The organism is Thermophilibacter provencensis (genome assembly GCF_030372065.1).
Lineage (GTDB): Bacteria > Actinomycetota > Coriobacteriia > Coriobacteriales > Atopobiaceae > Thermophilibacter > Thermophilibacter provencensis_A.
On record NZ_JAUDEA010000001.1, the window covers coordinates 81,791 to 100,659 of the forward strand.

An 18,869-nucleotide genomic window follows, 5' to 3' on the forward strand; every position below is an offset into this window, starting at 1 on the left:
GCATTGACTCGGCATGCCCCGGACGTCCCGCATGACGCCCGGGGCTTTTCTTGGCTCGCGCAGGAAGGCAAGAAGAGCGGGCCGCGCCCCACCGGGGGACGCGGCCCGAAAAACCTGACAGTTTACCCTGTCACCTTTGTCAGGATTTTACGCCGTACCAGGCGATGTTCTCGTCGACCCAGCCGTTCTTGACCATCTGGTCGCGCTCGGAGGTCGAGGTGGTGTAGTGGTGCGTGCCAATCTGCTCGTACGGGTTGAAGAGGCGGTACAGCGGCACCCCAGACGCGGCGGGCGCGGAGTGCCAGCCCACGCCCTCGTAGCTCCAGCCCAGCTTCACGAGGGCGTCGCGCTCGTCCTCCTTCATGGTGTAGTGGTGATCGCTCGAGTAGGGATTGTAGAGGCGGTAGACCTCCTCGCCCTCGGCGGGCGCGATCCAGGCGACGTTCTCCTGGGTCCAGCCGATCTTGCCGAGGTTGTCGTACTCGGTCTTGCTGGAGGTGTAGAGGTGCTCACCGGTGTACTGGTTGTAGAGGCGCCACATGGTGACGGTCTTTGCGGACTCGCTCGCCGGCGGCAGGTCGGCCTCGGAGCCGTACGCCTTGATGAGCGCGTTGCCGTACACCTTGCCGTTTGTGGTCAGCTCGGCGTTGCCGTTGAGCGTCTTGGCGTCCGCCCACGAGCCGTTCGTCATGACCCAGGACTCGCCCGAGTTTGAGACGGCGTTCCAGTGGTGGTCGTATCCCTGGCTCTTTGCGTACTCGGACGTGGTGCCGCACTCAAGGGCCAGGTAGTACATGGTGCCGGAGCCCTTGCCCTCAACAACGTTTGAGGAGACCGTCTCCACGATGGAGAAGCGCTGGCCCTCGCGGATCTCAATCGGCTTGCTCAGGTCAACGCGGTAGCGGCCGGGGATGGCGTAGGTCTTCGTGGTGGTGCCCGCAAGCGTTCCGTCGGTGGGGCTGGAGGCGCCCGCGCCCAGCAGGTAGACCTCGATCTTCACGGTTGAGTTGTCCGTGATCGTGGAGGCGGTGGTGGCCTCCAGGAGCATGTCCTGCTCGGCGGTGAACACGTTGGCGGCAGAGGCGGCCTGGTCGACGAGAAGCGCGTCCGAGTAGGGCGAGGTGCCGAGAAGATCGTACTGGAGCGTCACGTCATCAGAGGCGGCGTTGGGACCCGCAACGAGCTGGCAGGTGTAGTCGAGGCTGCGGTCGTAGTAGGAGACGTAGCGGAAGCCCGTGCCGTCCTCGCCGGAATGCGACCACCACTGGGAGTCGATGGTGCCGTAGCTGTCCTTGATGATCCAGGCGCCGTCGCCCTCGGGGGTGGCGTGGCTGACGCTGTTGACGAAGTTCTCCTTGGGGAAGGTGTCGTCCCAGCCCACGATGGCCACGAAGTGACCCATACCGATCGTGTCGCTCACAAACTGGGCGGCGTGCTCGGCGTTGTAGTACTCGGTGTCCGTGTCGCTGAAGCTGGGGCTCGACACGCTACCGCCCGAGTAGATGCCCACGGAGACGGCGCCGTCGCTCATCACGGCCTGCTTGACGCGGCTCACGGCGTCCCAGTCAACGCCCTCGTAGACGCCCTGGTCGTTGACGATGCCGAGAGTGCCCAGGCTCAGGCTCTCGTCGATCCAGAGCACGGGGTCATAGGCATAGGGGTCGGAGACCCGCCAGGAGGTAGCGCCCACGGGGGCAATCATGTCGGGGTCGTCCATGGGGCCGAAGACCCAGTACATGTCCGAGTTCTCCTCCACCTCGGAGGGCACGGTCGCCTCGGCAACGGGGCCCATGCCGTTGAACATGGCGTCCCCCGCCTCATAGATGTAGCCAGAGCTCAAGAGGAAGTCGTTGTCGGAGTGCACGTAACGGTAATCTCCAACGTCGACGATCGGCTCAACGCCCTCCCCCGCCTGTCCAACCGCGCCGAGGCGCTCGGCCTGGCTGGAGCTCACGAGCGTCCTTCTTGCCTGCGTGAGCTGCCGCTCGGAGAAGTCGTTGCCGGCAAGGCTCCCACGACCCTGCACGAGCAGGTTGCTCTCGAGCGAGGACATGGAGGCAAAGACCCAGCAGTTCTGCCAGCGGAGCTGGTTCTTGACGGCGGACACGTAGCCCTTGTCGCACAGGTCGTACTTGGAGGGAAGGGCGACGCGGCCGCCCGAGGAGCTGCCGCCCGCCGTGTCGAGCCTGCCGTACTCCGGCGAGAGGCCCTTGGGCATGCCGTCCTCCGTGACCTCGATGCCGCCTTCCACGCCGTCGGGCACATAGAGGTGGTCGGCAAGCCCCTGCGCCACGGAGCCGTCCTCCGCAGCCTGGGCAACGCCCGCAAACGGCGCGATCGAGAGCGAAAGGGCAAAGATCGCCGTAAGCGCCGGCCGCACCCATGCCAGGCGACCAGCGCGTCTTGGATCGTTCATATGAACCTCCCGGATTCTCTGGATGTGAGACACGTGGCGGCGAGAAGCGCCGTCACCCCTCCTAGGGTAAACGAGCGACCGGACAGAACGCCCTCCGCGGGCGGCCCACCCGGCAAACGGCGCGTTCCGTTCGACGGGGCGCCGGCGGCAGGCGCTTCTCGCCGCCCGGGCGCGTACTTCTCGCCGCGCACCGACGCTCTACTTTCAAAACTACAACGCCTGACAGATACTAAGGGGGCCATACCATTTGTTTGGCCGCGCGCGTGCCGCGCAGGTTTGCCAGAGAGGGGCAGGTCATGGACATGACGGGGGTTCGTCTGACGGAGCTCGTGGAGGCAGCCGGGTGCGCGGCAAAGATCGCGCCGGGCGAGCTCGCGGGCGTGCTCTCGGGACTGCCGCGCCTGGACGCGCCGGAGCTCGTGGTGGGCTTTGACGCCTCCGACGACGCGTGCGTGTGGGACCTCGGCGACGGCCGCGGCCTCATTGCCACCACGGACTTCTTCCCGCCCATGGTGGACGACCCGTTCCTCTTTGGCCAGGTGGCGGCCACCAACGCGCTCTCGGACGTCTACGCCATGGGGGGACGGCCGGCGCTGGCGCTCAACCTCCTGTGCTTTCCCAACTGCCTGGGCATCGAGGTCGCGGGGCAGATCCTGGCCGGCGGGGCCGAGACGTGCCGCCGTGCCGGGTGCGTGGTGGCGGGCGGTCACTCGATCAACGACCACGAGCCCAAGTATGGCCTCGCGGTGACGGGCTTTGTGGCCCTGGACGAGCGGCTTGAGAACGGCGGGGCGCGCGCGGGCGACGCGCTCGTGCTCACCAAGGCGCTCGGCACGGGCATCCTCACCACCGCGCACAAGGGCGGCCTTCTGGACGACGCCGGCGTGCGCGTGGCCACGGACTCCATGACCACGCTCAACGAGGCGCCCATCCGTCTGGCGCGCGAGCTGGGGTGCTGGCCGCACGCGGCCACCGACGTCACGGGCTTCTCGCTCATGGGGCACTCCTGCGAGATGGCCGAGGCCTCGGGCGTCACGCTTGAGATCGATGCCGCCGCCGTGCCCGTCATGGCCCGCGCCCGCGAGATGGCGGCGCTCGGCCTCATCCCCGCCGGGGCCTATCGCAACCGGGACTTCTTTGGCCCGCGCGTGGGGCTTGACGAGGCGCTGCCGCTCGACCTTACGGACGTGCTCTTTGACCCGCAGACCTCAGGCGGCCTGCTCCTGGCGCTCGGCGAGAAGGACGCGGAGCGGCTCGTTGACGCCCTGCGTGCCGAGGGCCTCCCCGCTGCCGTCATCGGCCGCGCGCGCTGTCGCGCCGAGAAGAGCGTTCTCGTCAGATAAGTGCCCACTTTGTACCGGGTACAAAGCGGGCGCTCGAGTTGTCCGCAATTATTTGCGGACAACGGCCATCCGCAACCCTCCCAGGACCTTCGGAACCGGTGTTGTCCGCAAATAATTGCGGACAACAGACGGCGAGAAGGACGCGCGGGTGATTCTGCATCACACAAGGAGGGTCCGGACCACCCACGTTCTGCAGCCCGGGCCCAAATGATTCAATAGTGATTGTCCAGTTTGTACCGGGTACAAAGTGGACGCTTAGGCGATGCGGGCCTGCATATAGCGACGAATATCTGCTGGCTGCTCCATGTCGTAGCGCTCCCAGAGATCACGGAAGAAGCTCCCGATCCCCTCGAGCGTCATCTCGTTGTTTGAGGGAGCGTCGTCCGGAATGCCCGCCCGCGCGTCAATCCAAGGAGATTCGTCATGCGTGCAGTCCCGAAGAACGTACGGGCTGAAGCAAGCAACGTATCTTGTTACCGCATCAAGCACCTCAAGCTCGCGATTTGAGAACGTATCGGCCAGATAATTGGCAACTTCGTCTCCAAACAGAAGGCTCTCGTCGACTCCCTTTAGTTCTAGATCTTCCCAGAGCCGGGGAAAGACCGGCCCATATCTCCACGCCTCACAGCGGTCTGGAAAGAGCGGGGCCCCCGAATAGGAAATGCAGAGACCATCCGCGTAGTAGAGCTCCTTTTGAAGGGCAAGCGGAGATCCACTCCCCGTCCGAGCAATGAGATAAGCCGCTGCGCGCTCAATGGCCTCCCCCGAGTCATGCAGCACCCTTAACGCCGCGTCTTTGCTTTTCCTAAACGCAACGTCAGACATCTCATTTATATTGTTATATAATTTCAAGAGATATGCGAGAGGACTTCTGGCGATTCTCTCAATTGTCTTTGAATAGTCCCTGCTTGGAACGTCTCCGTCCAAGAAACGAGAATAGGTGTGTTCCCCCCAGCCAAGCATCCTCGAGAGCGGACGCTTGCCTATTGAATACTTCTTCGGCACATCCTCAACGGTGTCCTGATCTACGATTCCGTTTGCCTTCCGAACGGCCTTGGTAAACGCTCGCTGGTTTTCATCCTGAACAGCTGCCGGAGTAGCGGGCTCACCGCACTCCAAACAAACGCCGTGCACAACGGGATATGAATACGCTACTCCGTCAAGCTCTGTTGTTTCCGTTGCCTCGGCCAGCTCGACCTCAACCATCTTGCGGCAATGCTCGCAAAACGCGCTCTGCCTCTCCGCCATGTCTCCCACCGGTTCCTTTCGTCAAAATGCGTATTCTGGATCTCTCTCAGCCTCGTGCATGGAGACAACAACAGCAAACGAATCGCCGACCAGGTCAAACTTGTAATAGACAAGAACCTCTTCCGAACGCGATGACATAAGTCTGTAGAGAGCATGGCGCCTACAAAACACGAAGAGCTCCTGTCCCTCGTTTCCCTCCATCTTGCTTGGGACGGCATGCAGAAAGTCTTCCGGGCAAAGGGAGAGGATCATTTTGGCAGCACGGGAGCGATTGACATTGAATTGACGGATAAAAGGGAGGTTCTTGTCTTCGCGCTCCGAGATCTTGTAGTTCCCCTGAGCTACCGCGTCTTTGATTCTCTCCAAGTATTGGTCAACCTCTTTGTAGGTCTTCTGTATGTAATATCCCGCCCCTGTTTCATCATTCATCAATCCCCTCTCACCGTCTCATTATTGTACTAATAGTACACTATTTTCATAGTTGTCTCGTCCATCATCCCCATACTGAAGCGTCCACTTTGTACCGAGTACAAAGTGGACGCTTCAAATGATTCAAAAGGGGTCTGTCCCTTTTGAGTCAGAGCTTAATGAGGTGCTCGCGGAGCTCGTTCTCCCAATTGCGGGACGAGAAGCCGTGGCGGAAATCATTAAGGGGAGAAGGTCTGGACGACCAAGGCAAAATGCCACCCCAACTTCAGAAGGATTCTCCCGCTTATTGTCCCTTCCAGAACTCTTATTATTTGGCTCATAAGAGTCGCTCGCGATTACCCAATTATTGCCTGCAATCAAGCGTTGCGCCCAACATGACCCCACTCATTACGCCCCCGCAAAATCATTCCGCGTAGAACAGCGTGAGCTTCCTCTTCACCCGTCTAGAAACTATTATGCGAAGATCTGCGCAATCGCGTTAGGCGCCGATGTAACCCCACGCTATAGCAGCCTCTTTATAAGTGGAACTTTGTTCAGAATCATTGTTAGAGCGCAAGAGCCCGCAAACGTTAGAGCCCATATCACCATCTCAAACACAAGCGGAGGAAGAAAAGTCTCACGTACATGTCCCACCTTATAGAACACATTGAGGAAAATGGGGTGAACGAGATAGATTCCAAAGCTGGCAGAAGACAAAGCTCCTATCACCTTTCCATAAGGCACGTTTAACCAGCGCTTTCCTGCCAAAAACACAACCAGAGACCATCCGGCAATTAGCGGATTGGCAGGAGAATCAACCCAGTTGAACCAGGAATCAAACATCAGCGCACCCGTGCACTTAAGTGCGATTGCAGCAAACGCGCAGACGCACCCGACCGCCCCCCAACGATGGTCAGATTGAGATAGGTGTATGCGTACCATCCCAATAAAAGATAAAACGATGATGAAGTCAACCAGACTAGGTTACTAAACCCAACACCAAAAACGTTGTTTACCGTGGGCACAATTAGCGTGAAGATAGCGAGAATAGTAAGCATAATTTGCATGTCGCGCCTTGATGCGCTGGCAACATAAGCTCTAAAAATGGGCAGCAGCAAATTTTGAACTGCCTCCCATTTCTTGGACAACGAGAAATGGGAGGTTTTTCATGGCGCAGGACATAAGGGTCAAATACGATGTTGCCCTGAGAAGGAAGGCCGCCGACCTCTTCGGCAGGGGACTCGGCTACCATGCCGTGTCGACCGAGCTCGGGATCCCCAGGAGGACGGCGAAGGGGTGGCGGCGCAGGTTCCGCGCCACCGGAGCGGAGGGGTTGCTCGACGTGGGCGGCTCGCAGTACAGATACAGCTTCGAGACGAAGCTGGCCGCCGCGAGAGCGGTGGTCGAGGAGGGGGCCACGAGGTCCGAGGCGATGGCGTGCTTCGGGGTCAGGTCCGAGGCGCCGATCTCGAGGTGGGTGAAGGCCTACCGGGAGGGCGGCGCGGAGGCGCTCCGACCGAAGCCGAAGGGCAGGCCCAGGGGATCGGGCTCGAGGGTCGCGCCCATGTCGCGCGAGCAGGAGCTCGAGCGCGAGGTCAGGCGGCTCGAGGCCGAGGTGGCGTACCTAAAAGAATCGATAGCCCTGAAGGCGGAGCTGCGCTCCCGAGCCGGGAGAAGGCCCTAGCGGTCGCCGAGCTTTCAGGGCGGGGGCACGACCTCGCCGACCTGCTGGAGGCCGCCGGGCTCGCGAGGCCCACGTACTACCACGCGCTCGCTCACCCGAAGAGGCCGACCAGGCCGGAGCTCCGGCCGCGGGTCGCCGAGATCTTCGGCAGGCTCCCCAACGGCGTGGGCCACCGGCAGGTGGCGATGGAGCTGAGGGCGGTCGACGGCGAGCGGATAGCGGACAAGACGGTGCTCAGGATGATGCGCGAGATGGGGCTGCGCTGCGGGATCAGGCGCGAGACCGACCACCACAGGTACAGCTCGTACAAAGGCCCGGTCGGCGAGGCCTTCGAGAACGTGCTCGGCCGGGACTTCGCCGCCGACGGCCCCTGGCAGAAGATGGGCACCGACGTCACCGAGTTCAGGCTCTCCTTCGGAAAGGCCTGCCTCGCGCCCGTCTACGACTTCGGCAGCAAGGAGATCGTGGCGCACTCGATATCGCTGCGCCCCGACCTCGCCCAGCAGGGGGAGATGCTCGCCATGCTCGTGGCCGCGAAGCCCGAGGGCGCCAGCCCGATCCTGCACTCGGACATGGGCTGGCAGTACCAGCACGCCTCGTACGTCTCGAAGCTGAGGGAGAACGGGTTCGTCCAGAGCATGTCGCGCAAGGGCAACTGCATCGACAACGGCGCGACCGAGCAGGTCTTCGGCCACCTGAAGGACGAGTTCTTCCGCGGTAGGGACTGGGACAGCTTCGAGGAGTTCAAGCGCGACCTCGAGGCGTACATTCACCATTGGAACCATACGAGGCGACAGGTCAAGCTGAAGGGCCTGACCCCGGCGGAGTTCCGGGAGCAGGCCCTTCGAGAGGCCGCCTAGCGGTAATGATTTAGCGCGTCCAAGTTCTGGGGCGCAGTTCATTCGCGACACGGGCGGTCTTAACGCTTGACAGGCTGATTTACATATCAGCGGCTGATCAGGTGTTTAAAGAAGCGCCGGACGCCTTTGGGCAGGACCCTCTTAGCGGCTTCCCTCACCCGATAGCGTACTCCCCGCTCACGCCGCCGCCAAAGGGCTTCCACGGAGTTCCAGTCCCCATCACGGAAGGTGGTGAGATAGAGCTCGCGGTCTGTCGGCTTCGTACTCGGATGCCGAAGCTGGTCGTTACCCTTGGCGATGTCCTCGAATTCGACCTCGCAGAGATCGAGGTCACGCCCGAAGCGTTCCAGAGCCTCTCTGCCATGCATGTTGTTAACGAGCAGACAGGAGATGCCCCGCTCAACGTCGAACCTACCGTCTAGGAGGACATCGGGCCGATTATCCTCAACCCCCCAGAAGTCACCTACGGTGAGGTCTCCCGGGCGTATGGGACTGGCGAATGGGCAGGCGTAACAACTGTCGCGCAAGATCATGCGCCTGAGGAAAAGATCGTAGTACGTGAAGTCACTCGCCTGGATTTGGACATCTTCGTCATCACATGTACTCGTTTCACCAAACGGCCGAAGGCGCACGAGAAGCATGGAGTGACCCCATCCTCCATGCTTGCAACGAAAACGAAGATCGACCACTCTTTTTCCATAACGTCTCTCAAGAGCCGCCACCAATCCATGAAACATCACCTCCGACGGCACCCCATGACACACGAGGTCCACCGTGACGAGGTTCGTCCAGTCCCGCCCAAGGTACCCCTTGAGACCAGCCACCTGGCAGGGCGTTCCCGAGAAGAGCACCTCTCGACCCGCCCTGAGCTCTCGCTCGACTTCCGGAAAGCACGCTCCCGCGTCGCTTTGAACGTACTTCGAGCCCTGTAGAGAGGAGAGCCCTGCCTCGTCCTCTGTCATTACATGTCGCACGCTCAGGCGCCCATCATCACGCATGTACGCCGCGCCGAAAACCACACCGCCCATGCTCACGACAGCTCGTGCGAGCGCAAAAAACGCCCCTCCAGACGCAGAGAGCGACGAGTCTCCTCGTAAGGACGCGGCATACCAGGGCCCACTCGTCTGCAGAGCGCGCGCGTTCTGAAGTCCGCAGACACGCTTGCAGAGCCCGCAGTCAACGCAGAGAGACTCGTTGACCTCGGGGAAGACGAACCCGTCCGCACCCTCCCGCAGCCGGATGGCACCGCGCGGACACCGTGCGGCACAAGCACCACAGCCGCAGCATCTATCCGGACTCGCCCAAAGACCTCTCGTGTCCAAGCAGACTCCCTCCAAGTTTTTCCCAAGTGCCCGGCGACGGCCACCTTATCCACGTACTATCAACGCAACGCTGTGCGCCAAACAGCGCCCCGATAAATCCGCGTCTCAATCGCGCGACCAGGGGCAATTCCATCAGACGATTCTTCGCACCACAGGAATCCTCTTCAGGAGGTACACGCCAAGAGCGACGGCAGCAAAGACAATGGGTGCGCCAAACAGGCGGAACAGCACAGACCCTCCCGATATACCCATTCTCTCGAAGCAAATCTGGTGGATAACCTCGTAATGGATGAGATAGACCCCGAAGGTACAGCTCGCGACTTTGGCAATCGTCGGCGCCTTAGTCTGCAGGAACGACCAGTCGTGGTACTTGAACCACACGAATACGGCAATCGCCAGAAAAACGGAAGGGAACCCGCAATAGAGGAACCACTGTCGATCGACCTCGCCGGCAGCCTCCGACGACACCAACGTATAAACGAACCTGTAGAGCAGTCCAAACGCACCGAACGCATACGCGAGTATGCGCTGCTTCTTGTTCAGGTCATTATTTTCCAGCCAGTTCCCCAGCAAGACGAACATTACATATGAGCTCGCAGAGCTCACCACGAACGGCTTTCCAATCTGGAAACCAAACTGAGAGGCGAGGGGAAAGACGAGCGACTCGAGCACGAATGTTGCGCAAATCAGGTACAGCTGCGTGCTATATCTACCGTCAAGCAGCGACAGGAGCGGCATTGAGAGATAGATGCCAATCAGCGGATATATAAACCAGTAGACGCTCACGATTTTACCGACAGCCACTTTCTGAACGAACTCAAGCAAGCCGCACGAGCCGCCGTTGACGCCAGGAAGCAGCAGATACCAGATCAGGCTCCACGCAAGAAACGGCACCACCACCCGAGTGAACCTATGTGCGAAAAATGCCTTGGTGTCATATCGCTTGCGATACCCGATGAGAGTGGCGCCAGTAAGCATGAAGAAGACCGGAACTGCCCAATAGAATACGCATTCGATCACCAGCCCGAAAACCCAGCCTCCCCCCCCTTGGAAGGAATGGACCATCCCGTTACAGTGAAGGTAGACGACTCCAAGCGCAGCTGCGATGTTCAGCAAATCGAAGTAGAGAACCCTGCCCGAGGATACTTTCTTTTTCTGCTCCATGTGGTGTCCCTGACAAACTAAGACTTGCGAGGTCTTAGCCTTCCCGAAGTTCCGACTTCCGCCGCGGGCGATGCCTGCAGAACGTGTAGAATCGATACGTAAACGAAATCACATTCATCATCGAGGCGGTAACGCAGACGTTCTGGACGGTGATGTAGCCCGTAGCCCAGAGGAGAACGAAGACCGCTAAGCTGACGCAAGTGCCCAACATAATCGCGACGTTTGCCTGCTTTGCCTTCCCGATGGGCGAGAGCGCGGGATAGCCGAACAGGTTACTGAAGAACCCAAAGGCGACGCCGACCAAAAGTACCCTGAGATAGTCGCCGGCTACGGCATACTGAGGACCCAGTATCAGCTCGCACAGGGGATTCGCAAGCAGCGCGGCACTCACGCATCCGGCAACCCAGACGCCGCCCCCCAGGAGCACCGTCTTGTAAAACAGCCTGTAGTCTCTGCTTTTCATCATCGACGGGTAGAGTGCATCCCCAATCGGGCTAATCATCTGCTCTGCGGCAGTGGAGAGCCTCGTCGCGCCCGAGTACAGACCCATCTCGACGGACTCCGGGCTATACCTAAATCCCAGGAAGAGCGACCCGAGCGATCCGTTGATGCTCACCGAGATGCGAGAGACAAAGAACCAGAATCCGCTTTTAATCTCCCAGAGCGCATCGGCAATTGGCACTCGATAAACCTTGACTCCGTCCCGTCTGATAAGCAGAAACGCCCACACAAGAGCAACGGCGTCGCACAGAATCATCGACAGCGGATAAATCAGAAATGTGTCGTCTCCCTTTACAAAGAAAGCGGTAAGAACGAGTATTCCCGACTTCACCGCGACGGCGCGCGTAGTGATCTGCCCCATCTTCTCGATGCCCCTGAAGTAAGAATCGGGGAGAAACGCCTTTATCGCCGCATCACAGTAGAACAGCGCCAGCGCGACGCCATGCTCCCTGAGCGACTCGCTCAGGGAGCAGCACAACATGAAGGCAGCCAAGGAAATGCCCGCTAGCACGGCCTTCGAGCAGGTCATAGTGGAGATGACTTTGGAAATCTTTTCCTTGCTGTCTCTGTTGAGGGCAATAGTGGCAGTGGTCGAAATCTGGAACCCGTACTCGATAATCATCTGAAAGACCATGCACAGGGATGTCGCATACCCAATGATGCCAAACACCTCGACGCTCAGGACGCGCGAAAGGTATGGGAAGAGCAACAACCCGATGAAGTAGTTCGAGAACGTAAGCGCATAGAGGAACAGAGCGTTCTTTACTATTTTCTTCTGTGAACCCATGCCTTCTTTACCAAACCGCGACTCTCGCAGCTAGATTGACTTCTGGACTCGCTCAAGAAACGCTTCAGCCTTGAGACGCTCCTCTGTGAGACGTCGCGTGACCACGTCGAAGTCTACGCTGCGGTTGACCACGTCGAAGTCCTCGAAGCTCTCGGCGTGACGCTGCTCGCTCTCGACGAGCTTAAGGAACTCGGAGATGCGACCAGAGTAGTCTTTGGGGTAGACGCAAATTGGCTCCGTGCCCATGTTCATCGAAAACGCGGTTGCGTGGAACGAGTCCGTGATGACAAGCCTCGCCTTGTCGACCAGCGTGACAAACTCAAGCACGTTCGGAACTGCAAGACTCTTTCCGTTCCGGAGCATCTGGTCGTAGCGGGTACAAAATCGATAGAGCGGAAGTCCCGTTCGCCTCGAGAGCTCCAGGGCGTAGCGGTCGAACTCCGTGCTCCTGTTCAGGTTATAGATCAGGATATAGTCACCCTTGATTCTACCCCGGGGCTCGTACCCTCGCCAAAACGAGGCGGGCATGACCAGGGTCGGATCGAGAATCCTCGAGGCGCAGTCAAAGCCATACTGCTCGCGAAGGATGCTAACGCCGCTCTCCTCACGAACCGTGATCGCCTGGAACTTCTCGACGTAGCCTCTGGTTGCCTCCACTTCCCAGTCCTCGAGCCGGGTGCGGCCGAAGCTCGACGCGTAGGCGAAGCGTGGCTTGTCATCGGGGACAAAGTCGAGATAGAAAGCGGGTATGACGCCCTTGTTCCATCCCGAGTTCCACACCTGGTCGCTCCCGACGATGTAGACGTCGGCACAGTCCTCGAAGTCGTCAAAGTCCGACTGACTAAGATACGTCCTCTCCGTCAGGTTGAGGTAGCGCTTCCTGAACCCGTCGAACACACTCCTCCAGCGCGCCAGGGTTGGAAGAATCGCTGCAGCCCGAAGGGTGCTTCCCTTCGCAAAGGACTCCAACAACCCCCTCCCGTAGGTGTCAGGGCGTCGATAATCGATGAACACGACATCGTCAAAGTACTCGCGGAGCTTCTCTTGCGTCGCGAGCGCCTGAAGTTGCGTTCCGTAGTTGTTTACCTGATGAAGCGTTATCACTGCCGCACGCATGGACAACCTCGTCTCATGATTTGCACATGGTACCCACGAACTCACGCCCCAATCGCGCGCCGGCGGCGTAATGTGTAGTACAGGCTCCAGACCAGCCGATACCAGCCGAGTCCGGGCAGGAGCATAAGGATGCCAAGTTTGTCGCGCTTCGAGGCGCGAGGGTCACGCAGGACCTGCCCAGCATTTTTGCAGACGAAGTGACGCATCTCGCCCGCCCGTTCGTCGTCGAGATGACGTGTGTTCACCATCTGCGAAAGTGTGGAGAGCCGGACGAACACGCGCTTCTCCATCGCGGCGTCGGCGAGGTCGGGATAGATGCCGAGCACATATTCGGCAACTTTATCGCCAATGGGGACCAAATCGAATTTATGATCAATCCACGATGTCCCATTCGCAGTCGACGAGTAGCGCTGAACGTAATGGTACTTCGGCTCCATACTCACGACCACACGACCGAGTCGCTCGGTAAACAGCGGTGCAATTGCCGTGTCCTCATAGTATCGCACTACGGGAAATCTCAGGTCTCGAAATGTAGAAGCGCGAAACATCTTGTTCCAGACAGTTATATCCCAGACTCCATTCCTCAAGACACTTTCGAGCGCATCCCTTGTGGTCAGCTCAATCTGCCCGTGGTCCTCATTCTTCTCGACCTCGCGCGTCGGAGAATACGTAACGTAGTGACCACACTGAACTGCATCAGCACCAGAAGCGCTGAGTAAACGGAGCAGAAACTCGACGTAGTCGGGCTCAACCCAATCGTCGGAGTCGACGAAGACGATAAGCTCGCCGTCCGCACTACCAGTCGTCCCAATTCTGTCGAGCGCAGCATTGCGCGCCGAGGCCTGCCCCCCGTTCTCCTTGTGAATCACCACGACGCGCCCGTCTCTCGCCGCTAATTCGTCACAGGCCTGCGCAGAGCCGTCCGTAGACCCGTCGTCCACAAGCCACACGCGGATGTTCTCGTATGTCTGCGCCAGCACGGAGTCGACGCACCTCGCGAGATACTCCCTCACGTTGTACACGGGAATTATTACGTTCACGAGACCGTTATCAACGCTTACCATCTATGCCTTTCGTATGTGCTGGACTCGCTCCCCTGGCACTCTTATAAGGGGACATTCCCTTCTGCGCCGAACCCCGTCGAAACGAAACCGTAAGCACAGCAAAGATGAACATGCTCAGGAAATACTTCGTGCCCCCGGGCTGCCAGATCATGAAAGAACCAAGCAAGGTCTGGAAAAGCAGCAGATACCACATAAAGGCCAGCTTTTCCCTGCCGAGAAAAGCCTTCCGATACACAAAAGTGACAAACGCACCAAACAAGCCAGACAAGACGGGAATGCCAACAATACCGAAGTCAAGATAGAGATAGTAGAACATCGTGGCAAACGCGTTATATACCCTGTTCGGGAAGAGTCCCGCCACCCATTCCTCCTGTGGCAGGCCGACATAGTAAACGAGGTCTCCTAGGAATTCGCTTCCCGCCCCGATGGCTTTCATTGCGGCGTTCAAGAGGTAGAACAGCGGATAGAGAAACGAAGCCCCGAACGAGCGGAAACCCGCCCCATCAACCACCTCAATAAAGTGAGAAAGCAGGCCCATTGGAATCGATAAATAGGCGTATGCTGAAAACCCCAGCGAAGACGCCGACCGCAGCAACGTCAGGGCAGCAACGCCGAGAATCGCGAGACCAGCGATGACGAGCAGTACGTACTTAGTTCGCCTCGTCAACTGATCACGATAAAAAGTATAGGCAACCACGAGCTGCCCAACGATATAAATTATCGTAATTCGCCCGCCGCTTGCCGCGATACTCATCGCCAAACATGCCAGCACCCCCACGCAAAATACCTGACGCTTCCGTTCGAACAGGCTCGTCACTGCAACCGGCACGAGTGCGGTCAAAGCTGGACCGCAGAAGTACGTCAGATAAGCCAAGAGTAGACGGTTCGTCTCAATCGTCTGACCATCGCTGTATCCCAGCAGTGCCCCGCGAATTTGAACATAGCTGGCGCCTCCAATCAGAGCCATAACTGTATTGGCAAGCGAAAGGACCTCCCCGACAAACACCAGGGCAAGGACCCCATATATAAGACGTTCACCGATTCGCGAAGAATGCTCGGAATTGGACTTCTCGAGTCCGACGCCAACCACGCCGCCCCTCTCCGCCGTGACCCGCCCATCGAGAACTCGCGTCGTTATCAGACTGCCGAGCCCGAAACCTACAACTCCAAGCGCCACAGAACAAAGAGCATTGTCCGAGTAGCCGGAGAACTCGAACAACCCAAGTGACGCCAAGGCAACTATCACGGCCCATAGGCAACAGAACACTACGACAGGACTGCAGATGTTTCGGTAGCGCTGGACATCGAAGAGCAGGAAAACTGTTATGACTATAAAGAATAAAATAAGCATATGAATATCATGTTAAATAGATAAACGCCATAATCTTTCAGAAACTCTTCTCGTACCTCTTGCCCAGGAACTTCGCCGCAAGGAACCCACTGATCTTGAGAGGCCAGTCGACAGGTTCAGGACTCACGGTCGACAGCTCCGTATACGTGACGCCGTTCACCGCGAGCCACGTGTCGAGCAGAAGCTCGGAGATTCGTCCCGGGTAGCGTGCTTGAAAGGGCGGGTACTGCGACGGATCAAGACGAGCCGTAAGCTCAGAGAGCAGCGGGAAGACCCAGTCGCAGTACGCGTTAAAAACGTCCGAGCGCATAACCATCATGTTGAACATATGAGCGCCGCGCGACGAGAGCACCCTCGAGAGCGCCTCCGAGTAGCCGGGCTCGAGGTCCGCCACGACCCGCTCCGCCTCGGCGAGCTGCTCGGGGGGCTGGGTGTGGTCCCAGTGGGATCGCATCGTCTCTATGTAGTAGTTGCGCCTGCGCGGGAGCACCGCGTCGTGCCTCGACAGCAGGCCGAGGAGCTCCTCGCCCGTCGCGACGCGCGAGAGCCGGTCATCGGACCCCCTCCTCGCGGGATCCGGGGAGGCGAGGTGGCGCCTGTAGTGGACGAGCCCCTTGAAGTCGGAGTCGCAGTTCCTCCAGAGCCACCAGAGCGCGGTAAGCTCGCAGTAGGTCGCGTTCCTCCCCGAGATGCTGTCGCCGGTGTCGTCGCCGACGAAGCGTGGGTCGAGCTGGGGGACGACCTCGGGGTGCAGGGCCCTCCCCACGTGGATGGGCAGGTAGCAGGGGTCGTCGGGCATCTCGTACGGCTTGTGCGCCGCGACGCCGACGGTGATGGTCCCCGCCGTCACGCCGCCCCCTCCCCGGTAAAGACGACCCCCACCGTCTTGGCAATGAGCTTGAGGTCGTAGAGGAAGCTACGCTTTTCGATGTACTCGCGGTCAAGCTCCACCATGTCCTTGAAGGAGAGGTCGGAGCGGCCGCTCACCTGCCAGGGGCCGGTGAGGCCGGGCTTCACCGTGAGGCGCTCGAAGTCCCCGTCGTCGTACTCCGGGATCTCCCGCGGCAGCGGCGGGCGGGGGCCCACCAGGCTCATCTGGCCCAGCAGCACGTTCACGAACTGGGGGAACTCGTCGATGGAGTGCTTGCGGATGAAGTGCCCGATCCGCGTCACGCGCGGGTCGTCCCTCATCTTGAACATGGCGCCCTCGACCTCGTTCTGGTCGAGGAGCTCGGCCAGGCGCTCGTCGGCGTCGGCGTACATGCTCCGGAACTTGTACATCCGGAAGGGGTGCAGCGTGCCGTCCCTGTCCAGGCGCCCCATGCGGATCTGCGAGTAGATGGGGCATCCCGGGCTCTCCAGGCGGATGGCCAGGCAGAGCAGCGCCGAGGGGATGGTGGCCACGACGATCACGGCGCCGGAGAAGACGATGTCGAAGGCGCGCTTGGCCGCGCGGTACCCGCGGCGGCCGAGCTCGGGCCTGAGGCCCGTCTCGAAGGTGCCGTTGGCCGCCGCGCGCGCGATGCGCTTCTCGAAGGACGCGGTGTTATCGCTGGCTACGGATTCGGTTGTAGAGTTACTCACTTACGCAACTGCCTTAGTACGAAGCCGCGCGGCACGGGATTCCACGGTGTCCGGGGTAGAGAGCACCGCAAGGCCAACGCGGGTGGATACCTTGCGACCACAGAGGTCAATCTCGAGCGTTGCGCAGGACTTGCGGCGGTTGACCTCCTTGATGAGGCCCTCGTGACCCAGAAGCGGACCCGCCACAACCACGACCCTCTCGCCGTCCTTGACGGCCTGGCTCATGGGGACCACGCGCTCGCCAGGGTGCGTAAAGCCCCCGATGAGCTCCACCTCCTCCGCTGCCAGCGGGACGGGCTTCTCGCCCATCGAGAGCACGCGCGCAAACTCGGGGAGCTTGACGAGCTCTTCCTCAAGCGCAACGGGGCTGTCCGTCACGGCGATGAGGTAGCCCGGGAAGAGCGGCTTTGCGCAGCGGGTCCACGTGCCGCGGAGCTTTATTTCGGTCTCGTATTGCGGGTAGAAGCACTCGCTTAGCACGTCAGCGGGGGCAACGCGACCGATGAGCTCGGCCATTGCCTCTTCGCTGCCTCGTGCAACCTGAATCACGTACCACATGCGCATCACCACCTCTCGCGCTCGCATCCAACAAATCGCGGGAATGCCGCCCGCAAGGACGTCTATGGCTTCGCCATCTCCGGCTTGGCGCCGGCCTTGCGGGCGTATGCATTCCCTTGGCCTGTTGGAGCACGCTCGTGGCGCTGCCCCAAAGGAGAAGGTATGTCCCCAGCCCAGTTGGGCGAGGTCGCAGTTTCCTGCGCAGAGACCATTTGCCGTAGCGGCGCCGCTGAAAATGGGCTCTGCGGAAGAAGCTGGCTTGTGGGCGCGGTGCGGGTGCTTCTCGCTAGCTCTTGCTCGTCACCTCCAGCCCCACGGGAATGCGACGGCCGGGCTCTGGTTCCAACCAGGCAAGGCGCTTGTGGCGATCGATCTTGCGCACGAGGGGCTCCAGACCCATGAGGGGGCCAAAGAGCACGGTGAGCTGGCCGCTCTGGATGCGCCCCTCAGAGACGGGGATGACGTGAGAGCTGCCGCACAGACGGCGAACGAGCGCGGACTCGAGCTGGCTGAGCTGGCCCACAGCGCCCAGGTCCTCCGCGGTCACGCCGGGTGCGGGCTCGGCGAGAACGTAGCCCTGCCAGAGCGGCTCCACGTGTGCGACCCACGTGCCGCCCTCGCGCCTGAGCGCAACGCGCTGCGGCGAGAAGGCATCCGTTGCCAGGCCCGAGCGCAGGGCGCGGGCGCACGTGAGACGCTCGCCGCGCAGGGCGCGCAGGACGACGAACGGGGCCCGGTTATCAATTGTTAAGAGAGTTTTGAGCTCGCTGGAATTTCTCAGCTGGAAAGACTCAGCTGAGACGCCCCCCCCCGCTACGTTTTGCGAGGTAGAGGCCGAGAAGGGCAGTGCTGAAAGCGTGGTCTTGTTCTCTGCGCTCATGGTGCTGCCCCTCCCCTCAAATACACGTTGCATAGACCTTACGTATCGTAACCCATATCGCAGATTGGAGAAACCCCGCGGCGCCTGCGGCAGGTGGATTTGGACACGAATGACACACAGGTTGAGAAGCTGTATCAGCGCAGGGTGGCGTCCTTCTCGGCACTTGGCCCGCGACGGTCGTGTTGTCCGCAGATATTTGCGGACAATGGCGGCTCCGGACCCGCCCGGGGCCCCAGCACCCCTGTTGTCCGCAAAAAAAGTGCGGACAACACGGGGTGCCGTGCGCGCGGGGCCGGCCGGGGCCCTGCGGCCGGGCGCGCGCTTGGGAATCGCGCCGAGTGCGTGCAGTGGGGAGGCCGGGCGCTCCGGAAACGCGCCGAGTGCGCGGCGGACGGCGCTGGCGCTTAGGTTTCGCGCCGAGTGCGCGGGCCCCGGGCGCCTCTCGCCGCGGAATCCGGCCGAGTGCGCGGCAACCGGGCGGCTCCCGCGCGCACTCGGCGCGTTTCCTCAGCGCCCCCTGCCCCGCCCGCGTGCACTCGAGGGGATTCCTCAGCGCCCCAGCGCCGCACCGCGCACTCGGACG

Annotated in this window: 17 protein-coding genes and 1 pseudogene; 3 read left to right on the top strand and 15 right to left on the bottom strand. The window is 60.4% G+C overall.

Annotation, left to right across the window (positions count from 1 at the left end):
* Window positions 1-139: 139 nt before the first annotated feature.
* Window positions 140-2,416 carry a lectin like domain-containing protein gene (locus tag QUW25_RS00425; protein WP_289510262.1) on the bottom strand — a complete coding sequence of 759 codons (2,277 nt, stop codon included), beginning with the start codon at window positions 2,414-2,416 and terminating at the stop codon, window positions 140-142.
* 302 nt (window positions 2,417-2,718) lie between these two features.
* Between QUW25_RS00425 and selD the strand changes: the two genes are divergently transcribed.
* The gene (gene selD, locus QUW25_RS00430; protein WP_289510482.1) at window positions 2,719-3,759 is read left to right on the top strand and encodes a selenide, water dikinase SelD; all 1,041 of its coding nucleotides are present in this window, start codon (window positions 2,719-2,721) and stop codon (window positions 3,757-3,759) included.
* A gap of 255 nt (window positions 3,760-4,014) precedes the next feature.
* Here selD and QUW25_RS00435 read toward each other — a convergent pair whose 3' ends face one another.
* From QUW25_RS00435 to QUW25_RS09965, 3 genes are all read right to left on the bottom strand, one after another.
* Window positions 4,015-5,007: a type II toxin-antitoxin system antitoxin SocA domain-containing protein gene (locus QUW25_RS00435; protein WP_289510263.1), complete on the bottom strand. Its 993-nt coding sequence runs from the start codon at window positions 5,005-5,007 to the stop codon at window positions 4,015-4,017.
* Between the two features lie 21 nt (window positions 5,008-5,028).
* Entirely contained in the window at window positions 5,029-5,436 is a 408-nt protein-coding gene (locus QUW25_RS00440) for a hypothetical protein (RefSeq protein WP_289510264.1), read from the bottom strand.
* Between the two features lie 501 nt (window positions 5,437-5,937).
* The gene (locus tag QUW25_RS09965) at window positions 5,938-6,357 is read right to left on the bottom strand and encodes an acyltransferase family protein (RefSeq protein WP_354003611.1); all 420 of its coding nucleotides are present in this window, start codon (window positions 6,355-6,357) and stop codon (window positions 5,938-5,940) included.
* 226 nt (window positions 6,358-6,583) lie between these two features.
* Between QUW25_RS09965 and QUW25_RS00445 the strand changes: the two genes are divergently transcribed.
* The gene (locus QUW25_RS00445; protein WP_289510265.1) at window positions 6,584-7,099 is read left to right on the top strand and encodes a helix-turn-helix domain-containing protein; all 516 of its coding nucleotides are present in this window, start codon (window positions 6,584-6,586) and stop codon (window positions 7,097-7,099) included.
* A 41-nt stretch (window positions 7,100-7,140) separates the two neighbouring features.
* A complete protein-coding gene (locus QUW25_RS00450) occupies window positions 7,141-7,959 on the top strand; it encodes an IS3 family transposase (RefSeq protein ID WP_289510483.1) in 819 nt (272 codons plus the stop codon).
* Window positions 7,960-8,045: 86 nt separating this feature from the next.
* Here QUW25_RS00450 and QUW25_RS00455 read toward each other — a convergent pair whose 3' ends face one another.
* The 11 genes and pseudogenes from QUW25_RS00455 to QUW25_RS00500 form a co-directional block, all read right to left on the bottom strand.
* Window positions 8,046-8,921, bottom strand: coding sequence for a Coenzyme F420 hydrogenase/dehydrogenase, beta subunit C-terminal domain (locus tag QUW25_RS00455; RefSeq protein WP_289510266.1), 876 nt, complete (start codon window positions 8,919-8,921; stop codon window positions 8,046-8,048).
* A 201-nt stretch (window positions 8,922-9,122) separates the two neighbouring features.
* A pseudogene (locus QUW25_RS09970) lies at window positions 9,123-9,296 on the bottom strand (4Fe-4S binding protein); the annotation flags it as partial.
* A 117-nt stretch (window positions 9,297-9,413) separates the two neighbouring features.
* Window positions 9,414-10,445 (bottom strand): acyltransferase, encoded by a 1,032-nt coding sequence (locus QUW25_RS00460; protein WP_289510267.1) that lies wholly within the window; start codon window positions 10,443-10,445, stop codon window positions 9,414-9,416.
* 34 nt (window positions 10,446-10,479) lie between these two features.
* Window positions 10,480-11,733 (bottom strand): oligosaccharide flippase family protein, encoded by a 1,254-nt coding sequence (locus QUW25_RS00465; protein WP_289510268.1) that lies wholly within the window; start codon window positions 11,731-11,733, stop codon window positions 10,480-10,482.
* 30 nt (window positions 11,734-11,763) lie between these two features.
* Complete coding sequence (locus QUW25_RS00470) at window positions 11,764-12,849, bottom strand: polysaccharide pyruvyl transferase family protein (protein WP_289510269.1); 1,086 nt, start codon at window positions 12,847-12,849, stop codon at window positions 11,764-11,766.
* 41 nt (window positions 12,850-12,890) lie between these two features.
* Window positions 12,891-13,913, bottom strand: coding sequence for a glycosyltransferase family 2 protein (locus tag QUW25_RS00475; protein WP_289510270.1), 1,023 nt, complete (start codon window positions 13,911-13,913; stop codon window positions 12,891-12,893).
* Entirely contained in the window at window positions 13,900-15,264 is a 1,365-nt protein-coding gene (locus tag QUW25_RS00480) for an O-antigen polymerase (RefSeq protein WP_289510271.1), read from the bottom strand. Before QUW25_RS00480 ends, QUW25_RS00475 begins: the two co-directional genes overlap by 14 nt.
* 37 nt (window positions 15,265-15,301) lie before the next feature.
* A complete protein-coding gene (locus tag QUW25_RS00485) occupies window positions 15,302-16,114 on the bottom strand; it encodes a DUF4422 domain-containing protein (RefSeq protein ID WP_289510272.1) in 813 nt (270 codons plus the stop codon).
* Entirely contained in the window at window positions 16,111-16,848 is a 738-nt protein-coding gene (locus QUW25_RS00490; RefSeq protein WP_289510273.1) for a sugar transferase, read from the bottom strand. Before QUW25_RS00490 ends, QUW25_RS00485 begins: the two co-directional genes overlap by 4 nt.
* Window positions 16,849-17,433, bottom strand: a complete 585-nt coding sequence (loaP, locus tag QUW25_RS00495) for an antiterminator LoaP (RefSeq protein ID WP_354003612.1) — start codon at window positions 17,431-17,433, stop codon at window positions 16,849-16,851.
* A gap of 259 nt (window positions 17,434-17,692) precedes the next feature.
* Window positions 17,693-18,286 carry a hypothetical protein gene (locus tag QUW25_RS00500; RefSeq protein WP_289510275.1) on the bottom strand — a complete coding sequence of 198 codons (594 nt, stop codon included), beginning with the start codon at window positions 18,284-18,286 and terminating at the stop codon, window positions 17,693-17,695.
* Between the last annotated feature and the right edge of the window lie 583 nt (window positions 18,287-18,869).

Excerpts from the sequence above, each read along its gene's own strand:
- QUW25_RS00425 (WP_289510262.1), bottom strand. The coding sequence starts at position 2,416 with ATGAACGATCCAAGACGCGCTGGTCGCCTGGCATGGGTGCGGCCGGCG.
- selD (WP_289510482.1), top strand. The coding sequence starts at position 2,719 with ATGACGGGGGTTCGTCTGACGGAGCTCGTGGAGGCAGCCGGGTGCGCG.
- QUW25_RS00435 (WP_289510263.1), bottom strand. The coding sequence starts at position 5,007 with ATGGCGGAGAGGCAGAGCGCGTTTTGCGAGCATTGCCGCAAGATGGTT.
- QUW25_RS00440 (WP_289510264.1), bottom strand. The coding sequence starts at position 5,436 with ATGAATGATGAAACAGGGGCGGGATATTACATACAGAAGACCTACAAA.
- QUW25_RS09965 (WP_354003611.1), bottom strand. The coding sequence starts at position 6,357 with ATGGTACGCATACACCTATCTCAATCTGACCATCGTTGGGGGGCGGTC.
- QUW25_RS00445 (WP_289510265.1), top strand. The coding sequence starts at position 6,584 with ATGGCGCAGGACATAAGGGTCAAATACGATGTTGCCCTGAGAAGGAAG.
- QUW25_RS00455 (WP_289510266.1), bottom strand. The coding sequence starts at position 8,921 with ATGACAGAGGACGAGGCAGGGCTCTCCTCTCTACAGGGCTCGAAGTAC.
- QUW25_RS00460 (WP_289510267.1), bottom strand. The coding sequence starts at position 10,445 with ATGGAGCAGAAAAAGAAAGTATCCTCGGGCAGGGTTCTCTACTTCGAT.
- QUW25_RS00465 (WP_289510268.1), bottom strand. The coding sequence starts at position 11,733 with ATGGGTTCACAGAAGAAAATAGTAAAGAACGCTCTGTTCCTCTATGCG.
- QUW25_RS00470 (WP_289510269.1), bottom strand. The coding sequence starts at position 12,849 with ATGCGTGCGGCAGTGATAACGCTTCATCAGGTAAACAACTACGGAACG.
- QUW25_RS00475 (WP_289510270.1), bottom strand. The coding sequence starts at position 13,913 with ATGGTAAGCGTTGATAACGGTCTCGTGAACGTAATAATTCCCGTGTAC.
- QUW25_RS00480 (WP_289510271.1), bottom strand. The coding sequence starts at position 15,264 with ATGCTTATTTTATTCTTTATAGTCATAACAGTTTTCCTGCTCTTCGAT.
- loaP (WP_354003612.1), bottom strand. The coding sequence starts at position 17,433 with ATGCGAGCGCGAGAGGTGGTGATGCGCATGTGGTACGTGATTCAGGTT.
- QUW25_RS00500 (WP_289510275.1), bottom strand. The coding sequence starts at position 18,286 with ATGAGCGCAGAGAACAAGACCACGCTTTCAGCACTGCCCTTCTCGGCC.